At 40.8% G+C, this 14,643-nt stretch carries 12 protein-coding genes; 6 read left to right on the top strand and 6 right to left on the bottom strand.

Annotated features, from left to right (window positions below):
- Positions 1–311: 311 nt before the first annotated feature.
- The 3 genes from ACQY4U_RS15925 (at position 312) to ACQY4U_RS15915 (ending at position 4,748) form a co-directional block, all read left to right on the top strand.
- Positions 312–1,469, top strand: coding sequence for a homogentisate 1,2-dioxygenase (locus ACQY4U_RS15925; RefSeq protein WP_428330434.1), 1,158 nt, complete (start codon positions 312–314; stop codon positions 1,467–1,469).
- A 51-nt stretch (positions 1,470–1,520) separates the two neighbouring features.
- The gene (hppD, locus tag ACQY4U_RS15920; protein ID WP_428330433.1) at positions 1,521–2,645 is read left to right on the top strand and encodes a 4-hydroxyphenylpyruvate dioxygenase; all 1,125 of its coding nucleotides are present in this window, start codon (positions 1,521–1,523) and stop codon (positions 2,643–2,645) included.
- 615 nt (positions 2,646–3,260) lie between these two features.
- Entirely contained in the window at positions 3,261–4,748 is a 1,488-nt protein-coding gene (locus tag ACQY4U_RS15915) for a PAS domain-containing protein (protein WP_428330432.1), read from the top strand.
- Positions 4,749–4,898: 150 nt separating this feature from the next.
- Here the strand turns inward: ACQY4U_RS15915 and ACQY4U_RS15910 are convergent, their stop codons facing one another.
- Together ACQY4U_RS15910 and ACQY4U_RS15905 are read right to left on the bottom strand one after the other, a co-directional pair.
- Positions 4,899–5,879: a type I phosphomannose isomerase catalytic subunit gene (locus ACQY4U_RS15910; RefSeq protein WP_428330431.1), complete on the bottom strand. Its 981-nt coding sequence runs from the start codon at positions 5,877–5,879 to the stop codon at positions 4,899–4,901.
- Between the two features lie 144 nt (positions 5,880–6,023).
- Positions 6,024–7,253 (bottom strand): NADP-dependent isocitrate dehydrogenase, encoded by a 1,230-nt coding sequence (locus ACQY4U_RS15905; RefSeq protein ID WP_428330430.1) that lies wholly within the window; start codon positions 7,251–7,253, stop codon positions 6,024–6,026.
- A gap of 250 nt (positions 7,254–7,503) precedes the next feature.
- Between ACQY4U_RS15905 and ACQY4U_RS15900 the strand changes: the two genes are divergently transcribed.
- The 3 genes from ACQY4U_RS15900 (at position 7,504) to pruA (ending at position 10,511) form a co-directional block, all read left to right on the top strand.
- Positions 7,504–8,217 carry a hypothetical protein gene (locus ACQY4U_RS15900; RefSeq protein ID WP_428330429.1) on the top strand — a complete coding sequence of 238 codons (714 nt, stop codon included), beginning with the start codon at positions 7,504–7,506 and terminating at the stop codon, positions 8,215–8,217.
- Positions 8,218–8,310: 93 nt separating this feature from the next.
- A complete protein-coding gene (locus ACQY4U_RS15895) occupies positions 8,311–8,730 on the top strand; it encodes a hypothetical protein (RefSeq protein ID WP_428330428.1) in 420 nt (139 codons plus the stop codon).
- A gap of 143 nt (positions 8,731–8,873) precedes the next feature.
- Entirely contained in the window at positions 8,874–10,511 is a 1,638-nt protein-coding gene (pruA, locus tag ACQY4U_RS15890) for an L-glutamate gamma-semialdehyde dehydrogenase (protein ID WP_428330427.1), read from the top strand.
- A gap of 90 nt (positions 10,512–10,601) precedes the next feature.
- Here the strand turns inward: pruA and ACQY4U_RS15885 are convergent, their stop codons facing one another.
- From ACQY4U_RS15885 to ACQY4U_RS15870, 4 genes are all read right to left on the bottom strand, one after another.
- Positions 10,602–11,270, bottom strand: a complete 669-nt coding sequence (locus ACQY4U_RS15885; RefSeq protein WP_428330426.1) for a carbonic anhydrase — start codon at positions 11,268–11,270, stop codon at positions 10,602–10,604.
- A 98-nt stretch (positions 11,271–11,368) separates the two neighbouring features.
- Positions 11,369–12,112, bottom strand: a complete 744-nt coding sequence (locus tag ACQY4U_RS15880) for a YoaK family protein (protein WP_428330425.1) — start codon at positions 12,110–12,112, stop codon at positions 11,369–11,371.
- Positions 12,113–12,219: 107 nt separating this feature from the next.
- Entirely contained in the window at positions 12,220–13,278 is a 1,059-nt protein-coding gene (locus ACQY4U_RS15875; protein ID WP_428330424.1) for a glycoside hydrolase family 26 protein, read from the bottom strand.
- A 117-nt stretch (positions 13,279–13,395) separates the two neighbouring features.
- Positions 13,396–14,622: a glycoside hydrolase family 27 protein gene (locus ACQY4U_RS15870; RefSeq protein WP_428330423.1), complete on the bottom strand. Its 1,227-nt coding sequence runs from the start codon at positions 14,620–14,622 to the stop codon at positions 13,396–13,398.
- Positions 14,623–14,643 lie beyond the last annotated feature (21 nt).

Genomic DNA, 14,643 nt, shown 5'->3' with positions numbered 1-14,643 from the left:
CCAGTGCCCCAATTTAATATGCTTGCATATTAAATTTATTCAGCCTAACTTCGTATAACTAATTATGAGCATACAAAAGCATTTTCTTTTTTCCCTGGGCCTCACTTCAATGAGTGATGCTTCTTCTTTCAGGGATGCTGTGCTCGCTAAAAGCGTACTGGCCCAATACTAATTTTACTATACGGTTTTAATTATTGAAAATGCTGCAGTTATAGGCTTACCCCTTTAACTGCAAACGTTGGCAATAACCAGTATCTGTTTCAAACCATTACATCTTTTTAAACGTTTCTGATTTAACCAAATTATAAATCATGCCTGTTTATCATACATTAGGAGCTATCCCGCCTAAGCGGCATACCCAATTCCGTAAACCCGATGGTACTTTATATGCCGAAGAGCTGGTATCAACCGAGGGTTTCAGCAGTTTGTATTCGCTGGTATATCATGCCTATCCCCCTACCCTTGTAAAGGAATTAGGCGAACCTTATTCTGTTGAACCAAAAATAGCCCGCGAAAAGCATTTAAAGCATGCCAGCCTGATAGGTTTTAAAATTGAACCTGAGGATGATTACCTGAAAAGCCGTAAACCGGTATTGGTAAACAGCGACCTGCATATCTCATTGGCAGCACCACGCAAATCAATGACCGACTATTTTTATAAAAATAGCCAGGCCGATGAGGTTGTGTTTATCCACGAGGGCACAGGAACGCTTAAAACAGGCTATGGCAGCATTAAGTTTGCTTATGGCGACTATCTGATCATTCCGCGCGGAACTATTTACCAGATGGAGTTTGACACGCCCGATAACAGGTTGTTTATTGTAGAAAGTTTTAGCCCTATCAGGGTACCTAAACGCTATACCAATGCCTACGGGCAGCTAACCGAACAAGCACCTTACTGCGAAAGGGATATAAAGCGGCCAACCAACCTTGAAACGCACGATGAAAAAGGCGATTTCAAGATCCTGATCAAAAAGCAGGGTCTGATATATCCGTATATATACGGCACGCATCCTTTTGATTTTATTGGCTGGGACGGCTTTCATTATCCCTGGGCATTTTCTATCCATGATTTTGAACCGATAACCGGGCGCCTGCACCAGCCACCACCGGTGCATCAAACATTTGAGGGGCATAACTTTGTGATCTGCTCATTTGTACCGCGCAAGTTTGATTATCACCCGCTGTCAATACCGGCACCATATAACCACAGCAATGTAGATAGCGACGAGCTGTTATATTATGTTGATGGTGATTTTATGAGCCGCAAAAGCGTGGTTAAAGGGCAAATAACCCTGCACCCCGGTGGTATCCCGCATGGGCCGCACCCCGGGTCAGTTGAGAAATCAATAGGCAAGGAAGCCACCGATGAATTAGCGGTAATGATAGATCCATTTAAGCCGCTGATGCTAACCGAGGACGCCATTAAAATTGAAGACGAAAATTATTATAAAAGCTGGATAAGCTAAGTAACCCATTAAAGCCCTCCCTAAAAGGAAGGTATCTAAAAACAAAAAAAAATGGAAACATTAACCATAAATAAAGCATCAAAAACCACTGATTTTTTACCGCTTAATGGTACAGATCATGTTGAATTTTATGTAGGCAATGCCAAACAGGCAGCCTTTTATTACAAAACCGCTTTCGGCTTTCAGGACCTTGCTTATGCAGGGCCGGAAACAGGCGTGCGCGACAAAGTATCTTATGTTTTACAGCAGGGCAAAATTCGCTTAGTGCTAACTACTCCCCTAAAATCAAACGATCCGATAGCGGAGCATATTAAAAAGCATGGCGATGGTGTAAAGGTTTTAGCCCTGTCGGTTGATGATGCTTACGATGCTTTTGAGCAAACTACCAGCCGTGGCGCTATCCCTTACCAGGAGCCCACAACCATAAGCGATGAGCATGGCGAAGTACGCATAAGCGGTATAAAATTGTATGGGGAAACGGTTCACCTTTTTGTGGAACGTAAAAACTACACCGGGGCGTTTTTACCTTGTTACCGCGAAATGGAAAGCACCTACCAGCCACCGGTAACGGGTTTGTTACATATTGACCACTGCGTAGGCAACGTAGGTTGGCACAAAATGAACGAATGGGTTAATTTTTATGAAGACATAATGGGCTTTAAAAACATATTAACCTTTGATGATAAAATGATCTCGACCGAGTACTCTGCCTTGATGAGTAAGGTAATGAGCAATGGCAATGGTTATGTAAAATTCCCTATCAATGAGCCTGCCGAGGGTAAAAGAAAATCGCAAATTGAAGAATACCTTGAATTTTATGAAGGCGAAGGTGTACAGCATTTAGCCTTAGCTACTGATAATATTGTAAAAACAGTTACCGATCTGCAAAGCCGTGGCATTGAGTTTTTAACCGTACCCACAACTTATTATGATGAACTTACTGAACGTGTAGGCCACATTGACGAGGACCTTGAGCCATTGAAAAAACTGGGCATATTGGTTGACCGCGACGATGAAGGTTACCTGTTACAGATCTTTACCAAACCTGTTGAAGACAGGCCTACTTTGTTTTTCGAGATCATTCAGCGTAAGGGTGCAAAATCTTTTGGTGCCGGTAACTTCAAGGCGCTTTTTGAGGCTATTGAGCGCGAGCAGGAATTAAGAGGAAACTTATAATTTACACTGATGTAAAGTGTTACCGTTTCAAACTTTCTACTTTATAAGATCTTTTATTTAATACAATCAAAAGCCGGGTAAATTCCCGGCTTTTGATTTTTCAAGATCAATCGCGGGCAATCAGCCAGGCTCCCCCACGAGGGATTAAAAACGAACAGGTGTTGGGTATCCCCGTCCCCGAATTGAGGAAGATCACAGATAGCTTAAAAACTACCGCAGCTTAGGCACTTGTGTTGTTGAAAACTAAAAACTTATTCACACTGAGTTTTAGCCATTGCATAAATACCCGTTGCAACTATTGTCCAGTAAAAAATCCATAATTAGTGCCGTAAAAATAATTATACGAGCCATTGCAAATTCCATAAAACTCTATTGCAAAATCTTAATGCTCAAATTAAACCAAAGGGCAAACAGTTGGTAACTAATAATTAAGAAGCGTCATATTATTAACCAAAAATTCCCATAATTCAACATTTTCAATATAATTGCCAACCAATTTAAATGGTTTTCGTAATAGGCTGGCTTACCTCTTGTCAAACTTTAATTTTTGGCATAGATTTTTCTATATATATGGTGGGAGCTTTTGATTAAACTGACTATGAATCAAATATTAACATGAGTATTGCGGATAGGAACGACTTTTATTCTGATGACGCATCTCATCTTGCTCAAATAATTGACCACATAAATGCGGGTATCTGGGAGTTTAATATCAATACAAAAGATGTTAAATGGTCTTTGGGGTTTTATACTATTTTAGGTTATAAACCCGAAGAGATAGAGTGTTCCTATAACTTTTTTTTAGAAAACCTGCTTTACCATCACGATAAAAACGTTTTTCTTAAAGCAATTAACTCGCGCGGTACAGATCAAAGCACTACCAATGTTGTTCATATCAGGCTGCTAACAAAAAATTCAGGCTACCAGTGGTTTGAAAGTACCACTCAAAAATGGGATGATAACGGCGAACCTAAATTTACCGGCTCGTTAATCAACATCAATCAAAGCAAGCTTTTAAGTTTACGGTCAGCACAAAACGATTTCCTGTTTAATGAAACAGGTACTATTGCCAAGCTGAGCGGCTTTGAAATTAATGTACCCACCATGAGCCTGTGGCTCTCAAAAGAAGCTTTTGATATTTACGAGCTTAACGACCAGATAAAACTAAGTATTGAAGAAGCGGTAAGCTTTTTTGAGCCACAATACCGCCCGTTAATCAGCGAAGCTATAGACAAATCTATCAGGTTTTGTAAGCCTTATGATCTGGAGCTGCTGTTCAGAACCGCTAAGAACAATGTAATATGGGTAAGGGCAAAAGGCGTACCTATTATTGATGATTATGGCAAATGCATAACCATACGCGGTATATTACAAGATATTGACAGCATTAAAAAGAAAGGCATTGCCCTGCAATCGTCAATCAATTTACTGAACGATCAAAACAAGCGCCTGCAAAATTTTGCCTACATCGTATCACATAACCTTCGCTCGCACACGGGCAATCTGCAGTTTATGGTTAATTTACATGGTGAAAGTGAATCTGCCGATGACCGTGCCGAAGTATTTTCGCACATCAAATCAATAAGCAACAGCCTAAGTATGACCATTGAGCATCTTAACGAGATTGTTAAGATCCATACCGATATTGATAAAGAAAGAAAAGTAATTGCGTTTGAAGATGTGTTTAAAAACGTGCTGTCGGCACTGCAAAGCAACATCGAATCAAACGATGCCAAAATAGAATACGACTTTACCAAGTGCCCTGTAATAAACTATATTCCGGCATATATGGAGAGCATATTTCAAAACCTGCTTACCAACTCCTTAAAATACCGCAGTATGGATAAACAGCCGTTAATTACCTGCCGCACAGTGAAAGATCATAACCATATTTATATGCTATTTGAAGATAACGGAATAGGTATTGATATGGACCGCTATGGCGATAAGGTATTTGGTATGTATAAAACCTTCCACCAAAATACGGATGCTAAAGGTATAGGCCTGTTTATTACCCGCAATCAGATTGAATCATTAGGCGGCTCAATCAAAGTAGATAGTACCGTAAATGTTGGTACCAAGTTTACCATCAGGCTGGTTTAGCACAAACCATTGCACTGAATTTTAAGAAAGATTTTTTTGATAATTATTAATAAGGAAGGGCACCATCTCAGTGGTGACAATACGGAATTAGAGATTAGGATGAAATGGGTCTTTAATGCCAATACACCTAATCTCTAAATTCCAATCACATTATTCAATATAGCTTTCTAATACTTTAAAGCCTTTGGTTGTTTCCAACTGTACCTTGTTAATGCTTTTAGGCAACAGTATACAATCGCCCATTTTTACGATGTATGCATCCTCATTATGCTTCACGGTAAATTCGCCCTCAACACAAACGTATATTACAAACGAATCGAGGTTGCTGTAATCCTTTGCCGTACCATGCGTAAAATCTAACAAATTGGTGGTAAAGTATGGGCAGCTTACCAATTTTACAGTTTCGTCCTTAATTGGCTCATACCTGGTTTTATATTCCGGGTAATGCTTGTAATCAATAGCGGCAAGGGCTTCCTGGGTATGCAGCTCACGTTTGTTGCCTTTATCGTCAACGCGATCAAAATCATAAATCCTGTAGGTAATATCTGATGTTTGCTGTATTTCGGCAATCAGCAGTCCTTTACCTATGGTGTGTACCCTGCCCGCAGGTAAAAAGAATACATCACCGGCTTTAACATCTTCCTTGTTTAAAACATCGGTTAAATGGCCGCTGTTAAATTTATCTAAATAAGTTTGCTCGGTAAGCTCCTGGTTAAAGCCCGCAATTAAGGTTGAACCCGGGTCTGCTTCAATCACATACCACATTTCGGTTTTACCGAATGAGTTATGGCGTTTTTTAGCCAGCTCATCATCCGGGTGAACCTGGATGGAAAGATCCTCGTTGGCATCAATAAACTTTATAAGCAAAGGGAATATGTTGCCAAAGTGGGCATATACCTTTTCGCCAACTAATTCGCCTTTAAACTGCTCCAGCAGGTCGGCTAATGATTCGCCTGCCAGCGCACCGTCGGCAACGACAGACACGTCTGATTTTACGCCCGAGATCTCCCAGGTTTCGCCGCAGTTTGGTAATGCGCCAAAGTCTTTATGTAGATAGGTATTTATTTTATGACCGCCCCAGATCTTGTCTTTATAAATGGTTTTGAATTTTAATGGATATAATGCCGACATGTTGTAGATTTTTTTTGATGCGCTAAGTTATCAGTTAAAAAAGAAATGAAAATATTTTTTAAAAGTTTTAACCTTACGTAAACAAATTAAACAAAAAAGCCCATCCTGCTAAACAGAATGGGCTCGTATAATTCACGGGGTATATTATTTACCCAATTTAGCTTTTAAATTTTCGTCAATAGCAGCTAAAAACTCTTCGGTATATAAAAAGTCTTTACCATGTTCAACCTTAGGTTTAATGGTGATAGCCAAATCCTTGGTCATTTTACCGCTTTCAACAGTTTCAATACAAACCTCTTCTAAAGTTTTGCAGAATTTGATCAGCTCCTGGTTTTTATCTAACAAACCACGGAACTCTAAACCACGTGTCCACGCAAAAATTGATGCAATTGGGTTGGTTGAAGTTGGTTTGCCTGCCTGGTGCTCGCGGTAGTGACGGGTCACTGTACCGTGTGCAGCTTCAGCTTCCATCACAGTACCATCAGGTGTAACTAAAGTTGAGGTCATTAAACCTAATGAACCAAAACCCTGCGCAACCGTGTCAGACTGCACGTCGCCATCATAGTTTTTACAAGCCCAAACAAAGTTACCATGCCATTTTAAGGCAGATGCAACCATGTCATCAATTAAGCGGTGCTCGTAAGTTAACTGGTTAGCTTCAAATTCAGTTTTAAATTCCTGCTCGTATATCTCCTGGAAAATATCTTTAAAACGACCATCGTATTTTTTAAGGATGGTATTTTTGGTTGACAGATATAAAGGCCATTTTTTTAATAAAGCCTGGTTAAAACAAGCACGGGCAAAGCCTTTGATTGATTCGTCGGTATTGTACATAGCCAAAGCAACGCCATCACCCTTAAAGTTAAATACTTCAAATGATTGCTCGGCGCCACCATCTTCGGGAGTGAAAGTTATAGTAAGCTTACCTTTTCCTTTGGTTAAAAAGTCGGTAGCACGGTACTGATCGCCAAAAGCATGACGGCCAATGCAGATAGGTGCAGTCCAGTTGGGTACCAAACGCGGTACGTTTGCCATAACAATAGGCTCACGGAAAACAGTTCCATCCAAAATATTACGGATAGTACCATTTGGCGATTTCCACATTTGTTTCAACCCAAATTCTTTTACACGCTCTTCATCAGGTGTTATAGTGGCACATTTAATACCAACTCCATATTGTTTAATTGCGTTTGCAGCGTCAATGGTAACCTGGTCATTGGTTTCATCACGATACTCAATACCCAGATCATAGTATTTAATATCAAGATCCAGATAGGGGAATATCAGTTTATCCTTGATAAATTTCCAGATAATACGGGTCATTTCATCGCCATCCAGTTCTACCACCGGATTTTCTACTTTAATTTTCGACATCTTTTGATACTATTTTTTTTAATGGCTTCAAATATATAAAATTGAGTTTATCATTTTAATTAAATTGATGTAGTGTTTGTATGAATTAAAATGGTTGTGCAATTTGCTATTATCTGCCTTATAATTCAGCATTTTATTGAACAATTATTTACAATGGATGCTGTTTTTATGAACTTAGATGCTACTTTTATAAAATATATCAATCAAACTTTAGTTAAACTTGTTAACAAAAAAGCGCTGCCGATAAATTATGATGAAACTAATATCCAAAACAACGCTTATTATTTTAATACTTTGCTGCACCACGTTTATTGCTAAAGCGCAATTGGGCTATAACTATTCGCCATATGATATTGGTTTCGGTATCGGCCTGGATAAGGTTTACGGCGATGCCGAAACATTAACCACTACACAGGCCGTGCACCTCAATTTTTCGTACAATGCAACGCCTTATGTAAACTTTGTTTTTGAAGCACAGTTAGGTAAACTAAGGGGCGGCGATTCGTTAAAAACAAAATCGGGCAGGTATTTTAATAATGATTTCAGCGCCTTTATTTTCAGGGGGCAATTGCAAATGGGCGAAATATTAGATTACTCAAACAGCCAGTTTAACAACGCAATTAAAAACCTGTATGTATCGGCAGGTATTGGTTTTGTAGTAAACCATATTACGCAGATCAACAGGTATTCCATCCTCGATCCTGGCTATTATACCCCGGGAATAAATAACAGCAAAGAACCTTTTATCCCCCTGCGCATAGGTTATGAATTTAAATTATTTAACCGCTACCAGCAGCCCAGTGTAAAAATAGATCTGGCTTACGGCTACAATTTAGTACTAAGCGATAATCTTGATGGTTTTACCGCGGGTGCTAAAAATGATGTGTTTACACAATTTGCCTTAGGCGTTAAGTTTGCACTCGGATCGGGCGATATATCTTACCGAAAACAAATTACTTATTAATACGGTTAAGTAAATAGTTGATTAATCAATTTTAATAGCTGGCAGTTTAACCATTGCCGGAATTTTTATCTGTAAATAATTAATTATAAACTTATGAGTAAAGATACATTTTACCCTGCCGATGATAATGAACAAGACGACAGGGACAGAACTTTAAAAGACGAATTAGGCGAAACAATTGATAAAGAAAACCTTAGTTACAACGCCGAGGATGACAGCTTTGAATATGATGTAAAAAGCGATGATCCTGATTATGTACATCCCGATCCATACAATACTTCGGTAAAAAATGGCGAGGATATGAACTCCACTTATGATGAGGCCAATCCTTACGACGCAGGCGACGAATATATTCCGAATGAATCATTAGAAACCGACGTTGATAAACTGGCCATGCACATTGATGATGGCGAAATAGTTGAGCTTGACCCAACAGACAAAGCCCTTGGCCACACGCCCGAAGATGACCGCGACGACCTGGATGAAGAGGGTTACCCAAAAAACGACAGATAGTTATCCTTAAATATTTAAACACCCGCTCATTTACATGGGTGGGTGTTTTGTTTTTACACCTATCTATATTTTGACAATCTGCCGCTCAATCATCCCCCTCAAATTCCTATATTTGTGGTGTTAGTAGCTAAATAAATAATATAATGCTTAAAGGATTTTTTAACGTACCCCCACCGCAAAACGAACCGGTGTTAAACTACGGTCCGCGAAGTGTGGAACGTGCAGCGCTTAAAGCTGCTTTGGACGAAGCCCGTTCACAACAAATTGACATCCCGATGTATATCGGCGGCAAAGAAGTTCGCACCGGCAAAAAGCTGGAACTTCGTCCGCCGCATGATCACAAACATTTACTGGCCACTTTTTCTGAAGGTGATGCAAGCCATGTTACTGCGGCTATTGATGCAGCCTTAGCAGCAAAAAGCAACTGGGAAGAACTACCCTGGGAACAGCGCGCTGCCATATTTTTAAAAGCTGCCGACCTGATTGCAGGCCCGTACCGCTACAAGGTTAATGCTGCAACTATGCTTGGCCAGTCAAAAAATGCTTACCAGGCCGAAATTGATGCCGCCTGTGAGCTGATTGACTTTCTGCGTTTTAATGTAGAGTATATGACCGAGATTTACAAACAACAACCCCCGGTATCGGGTAAAGGTGTTTGGAACCGTGTTGAACAACGTCCTTTAGAAGGTTTTATATTTGCTTTAACGCCGTTTAACTTTACAGCTATTGCGGGTAACCTGCCTGCTTCGGCAGCTATGATGGGAAACGTAGTGGTATGGAAACCTGCTTACCCTCAAATTTTTGCTGCAAATGTATTAATGGAGGTATTTAAAGAAGCAGGCGTACCTGATGGGGTGATCAACTTAATTTACGTTGATGGCCCGGTTGCCGGCGAGGTTATATTTAATCATCCTGATTTTGCGGGTATCCACTTTACCGGATCGACCAAGGTTTTCCAAAACATCTGGCAAACTATAGGTACCAATATTCATAAATACAAAACATACCCGCGCATAGTTGGCGAAACCGGCGGTAAGGATTTTGTTTTAGCACACCCAAGCGCTAATGCCGATGTGGTAAGTACAGCCCTTGTTCGCGGTGCATTTGAGTACCAGGGACAAAAATGTTCTGCGGCCTCACGTGCTTACATCCCAGCTTCGTTATGGCCTGCCGTAAAGGAAAACGTACAGCGCGATATAACTTCGTTTAAAATAGGCCCTGTTGAAGATTTTGAAAACTTCATTAACGCCGTTATTACCGAAGTATCCTTTGATAAATTGGCTAAATACATTGATGCCGCTAAGGCCGACGATAGTGTTGAGCTGGTTGCAGGTGGCAGCTATGATAAATCAAAAGGCTGGTTTGTTGCGCCAACTGTTTTAAAGGTTGAGGATCCTTTTTATGTTACCATGTGCGAAGAGCTTTTTGGCCCCGTATTAACCATTTATGTGTACGAGGACGATAAGTTTGACGAAGTGCTGGACATTGTAGATAAAACATCCATCTACGCGCTAACGGGCTCTATCATCTCACAGGATCGTTATGCCATTGCCAAGGCTACTTACCATTTACGTAATGCAGCCGGTAACTTTTATATTAATGATAAACCAACCGGTGCAGTTGTTGGCCAGCAGCCATTTGGCGGTGCCAGGGGTTCAGGAACTAATGATAAAGCAGGTTCAATGATCAACCTGCTGCGCTGGGTTTCTCCGCGTACCATAAAGGAAACCTTTGATCCGCCTACGGATTACAGGTATCCGTTTTTAACTAAAGAAGTTTAAGACTATAATATATAAAAGCAGAAAGCCGGATAATTATCCGGCTTTCTGCTTTTATAATAAATTTACGATCTCCTTTAGCTGGAGAAGGTTTTATTTAAACTTAAATACATCTTCCATATTGGCGTTATCGTAGGCGCTAACCTTCATATCGGTAATTATACCTGTTGAAAGGCTATAAACCCAGCCATGTACGCCTAACTCCTGCCCGCTTTTCCAGGCATTTTGCACAATGGATGTTTTACATAAGTTGTACACATTTTCAATTACGTTAAACTCTACAAAGCGATCGGAGCGTTCAGTGGGGTCTTCAATTTGTTCAAGCGCAGTGGCATGCAGGCGGTAAACATCTTTTATGTGCCTTAACCAGTTATCTATTAAGCCAAACTCGTGGTTGCCCATAGCTGCTAATACGCCCCCGCAACCATAATGGCCGGTAACAATAACGTGTTTTACTTTTAATACGTTAACGGCATAATCCAATACCGATAGCATATTCATGTCTGAATGCACTACCATGTTGGCAATATTGCGGTGTACAAATATTTCGCCCGGTGCGGTATTGGTGATCTGGTTGGCCGGAACACGGCTATCGGCACAGCCAATCCATAATACTGGCGGTGATTGCCCCTTAGCCAGGTTTATAAAGTATTCAGGGTCAATTTTTAAGGTATTGGCTACAAATTGCTTGTTACCATCAAGCAGGCTCGCGTATAATTCGGCGGTGGAGTGCTGAGTATCTTTTTCAATTTTGGTGCTCATAACATTCAAGGGAATTAATTATTTAATCGGCAAGATAAATATAAAAGCTAAAAATCATAATGGATCATCACCGTATTTACAAAATGATGTTAATGGCATTAATTATTTTTAACCGTTGGTGAAAATAAACGGGTTAGTTTATGCAAGGCCAATGGCGACAAATCATAATACAATATTGTAAGCAAAATAAAGGGGATAAAGTAAAATATGGCCAGGTCAAACATGTTGAATAAATAGCCGCCAATTACAGCCCCTATCAAATAAAAACAAAGAATGGTAAGCCTGATATAAATTCGGTTCCTTACTGCGTTTGTTTTTTCTTCGCGGGGATGCAACCATTCGGCAACGTCGCCGCCTAAATCTGTAAACAACCCGGTTAAATGCGATGATTTGATCAACCCGCCCGATATGGTAGATACTAAACTGTTTTGAAGCCCCATTGAAAATATAATCCCCCCTATCACCACTTCCCGCTCCAGCTTGGTTTCGTTGTAAAACGATTGCCCGTATACGGCTACAAACAGTAAAATAATAATCTCAATAACCACAGGTACTGCATGCGCCCTGTAATAGCTGGTATGACTTAACGAGCGTACAATAAAGCTGGATAAAAATGCACCTGCAAAAAACAGCAGCAGCCAGATGGCAAAAACGATGATCTCCCTAAAATTCTGATCAACAATGTGCCGGGCCAGGTTGGCCACATGCCCTGTAATGTTTGATGTAAAAGCAAAAAAGGCTATCATCCCTGCCACATTGATCATCCCTGATACAAATGCGGTTGATGATGCCAGCATCAGGTTCTCTTTTAACGATCTGTTTCCTTTAGATTCTCTCAGCATAAATTATACACTCTGTTTATTTGTTATAACAAACGTTATAAAAGTAGTATAAATTATAGTTAAGCTGCCAAAGCCAGCTAAAGCCAGGACCACAGGCATTAAGTTTTCTATAATGGCTTCCCGTAAACTGATAATGGTGTTAACCTGTTTTGAAAAATAGTTTGGCCGCTTTGGGCAAACTTTTTAAAATCATCAGCACTCACCTGGCCGGGGTATGGGGCAAAATATTGCCGTGTATCTGCATTGCGCCAGGCCAGTACGTAGGATGTTTTATATTTTGATAATACGGGTAATAAAACCTTCGTCCACCAATCTGCCTGCGGGATATTTAAATAACCGGTTTCTGCAAGGCAGGCCAGTTTATGGTGCCTGGCGGCAATCACATCCAACAAAGCTAAACGCTTATCTAACTTGTTTGTAAAATCAGGAATACTGTTGCGGCAGTAGTTGTCAAAGCCAATAATGTCGGCATAATTATCTCCCGGGTACCGTTCCAAAAACTCTGCTTCCGAATCAAAATCAGCAACAGAATAAACGATCAGTAAATTATGCAATTTCTTTTTGTTGCGCAGGTAATCAACAGTAAACTGCCAAAGGGCTTTAAATTCATCGGGCGAGCTTGTGTTTTTACACCACCAGAACCAGGTGCCTGTAAGCTCATGAAATGGCCTGAACAGGATAGGAATAGGCTCGCCGTCTTTACCCTTTAACTCTGCCAGGTATTTTGCCGCACGGTCGAGGTAATCAGTGTAAACACCATTAAATGCCCCGCCGGGGATAATATCGGCAACGGTACGCCTTGTGGTATCCCATGCCGATTTACCGTTGGTGGGGTTATCCATGTGCCAGCAAAAGGTATTAATGCCGCCACGCTGATAGGCCTCTTTAACTAATTTCTTTTGCAGATCGAACGGGATACGGTTAATATCCTTAGTACTGTCGTGTTCAATTTTTGCCAGGTCCCAGCCGTACATTGCAGGGTAAGTACCGGTTACATTTTTAACATCCGAGCTGTCGTTATCAAATTTCCACTCAACCCCATAAGCCGTATCATCATGGTGCCCGAAGATAACTCCGGCACCAATCAGCCTTTGCATACTGCTGTAAAGTGCCCGGGTTTCGGCAGTGGCATGCTTATCGCTTGGGTTATATAGTTGGGCACTCACGCAAGAGCTTAATAATATGATAAATAATAAGATATAAGTTCTTTTCATTTTTATGATCTGGTACATCTGAAGGCTCTTTATTGCGGAGCGCCAATGTACTGTTTAGATGTGATTGAATTATTGTTTTGTAAGCCTTAAAAGTACCACATCGTTTACGCCTATGGTTTGTTTAAAAGTTTTATCGGTTGTGCCAATATCTTTTTTGGACCAAACATCGTGCAGCTTATAATTTGCTTTGTTAAAATCGACATTAGTTTTTGAGATTGCGTCACTTATTAAATGCTCTTTCCAATCATAACTCACATTTTGCGGGCGCGATGAACGGTTTAAAAAACAAACCGCAAGCTCATTGTTAGCCAATGGTTTTACAAAAAGCTCCAAGCCATCAAAGGCATAATACTTAAAGCCTTCAATGCCCAAAGCATCCTGATCAATAGCTATGGCATCCTTATTGGTTAATATGGTTTTGGTTTGATCGCTCATTTTACGCAGATCGTTACCGGCCATTAAAGGCGCAGCTAACATACACCACAATGAAAAGTGAGCTTTATCCTCGTTATATTTCATCCCGTTGCCAACCTCCAGCATATCAGGATCGTTCCAATGGCCCGGCCCGGCGTATTGCCTTATGCTATCCTGCTTATCTAAAATGGTAAGCACGCTCAAAGCTGTCCAGCTGCCTTTGCTCAAATTTTTATCGAACCCGGCCCATATATCGCCGGTGCTGCGCCAAAGCTGCCCTACATCCTTGGCCCATAGCCAGGGCTGATGCTGCCCCCATTCGCACAGGCTGAATATCATTGGCCTGCCCGCTGCTTTTATGGCATTGCTCATGGTGGTATAAGCTTCTTTAGCATTTATACCATCCGTATTACACCAGTCAAACTTCAGGTAATCAACACCCCACGATGCATATAAGCGGGCATCCTGGTATTCATAACCACGTGTGCCCGGGTAACCTGCACAGGTTTTAGTACCTGCACAATTGTAAATACCAAACTTTAACCCTTTAGAGTGTACATAATCGGCAAAGGCCTTCATCCCGTTAGGGAACTTTTTGGGGTCGGCAACAAGGTTACCATCCTTGTCCCTATCCATCGACATCCAGCCATCATCCAAAACAAAATAGTTATAGCCTGCATCTTTCATACCCGACGATACATAGGTATCAACCATCCCCTTTAATAAAGGCTCATCAATATTGGTTTGAAAAGTGTTCCAGCTGTTCCAGCCCATCGGCGGTGTTTGCGCTAGCTCTTCAAACTTTTGAGCCGATGCCGCCGTGCTTGCCAATGCCCCGATAAACGATGCCAGCAGGAATTTTTTTATAGTTCTTATATTCATTACTTAACTTTATTGATACTT

The sequence above is a fragment of the Mucilaginibacter sp. genome, assembly GCF_965277465.1.
Taxonomy (GTDB): Bacteria; Bacteroidota; Bacteroidia; order Sphingobacteriales; family Sphingobacteriaceae; genus Mucilaginibacter.
This window is presented reverse-complemented; position numbering and strand designations above follow the sequence as displayed.

Excerpts from the sequence above, each read along its gene's own strand:
- ACQY4U_RS15925 (WP_428330434.1), top strand. The coding sequence starts at position 312 with ATGCCTGTTTATCATACATTAGGAGCTATCCCGCCTAAGCGGCATACC.
- hppD (WP_428330433.1), top strand. The coding sequence starts at position 1,521 with ATGGAAACATTAACCATAAATAAAGCATCAAAAACCACTGATTTTTTA.
- ACQY4U_RS15915 (WP_428330432.1), top strand. The coding sequence starts at position 3,261 with ATGAGTATTGCGGATAGGAACGACTTTTATTCTGATGACGCATCTCAT.
- ACQY4U_RS15910 (WP_428330431.1), bottom strand. The coding sequence starts at position 5,879 with ATGTCGGCATTATATCCATTAAAATTCAAAACCATTTATAAAGACAAG.
- ACQY4U_RS15905 (WP_428330430.1), bottom strand. The coding sequence starts at position 7,253 with ATGTCGAAAATTAAAGTAGAAAATCCGGTGGTAGAACTGGATGGCGAT.
- ACQY4U_RS15900 (WP_428330429.1), top strand. The coding sequence starts at position 7,504 with ATGATGAAACTAATATCCAAAACAACGCTTATTATTTTAATACTTTGC.
- ACQY4U_RS15895 (WP_428330428.1), top strand. The coding sequence starts at position 8,311 with ATGAGTAAAGATACATTTTACCCTGCCGATGATAATGAACAAGACGAC.
- pruA (WP_428330427.1), top strand. The coding sequence starts at position 8,874 with ATGCTTAAAGGATTTTTTAACGTACCCCCACCGCAAAACGAACCGGTG.
- ACQY4U_RS15885 (WP_428330426.1), bottom strand. The coding sequence starts at position 11,270 with ATGAGCACCAAAATTGAAAAAGATACTCAGCACTCCACCGCCGAATTA.
- ACQY4U_RS15880 (WP_428330425.1), bottom strand. The coding sequence starts at position 12,112 with ATGCTGAGAGAATCTAAAGGAAACAGATCGTTAAAAGAGAACCTGATG.
- ACQY4U_RS15870 (WP_428330423.1), bottom strand. The coding sequence starts at position 14,622 with ATGAATATAAGAACTATAAAAAAATTCCTGCTGGCATCGTTTATCGGG.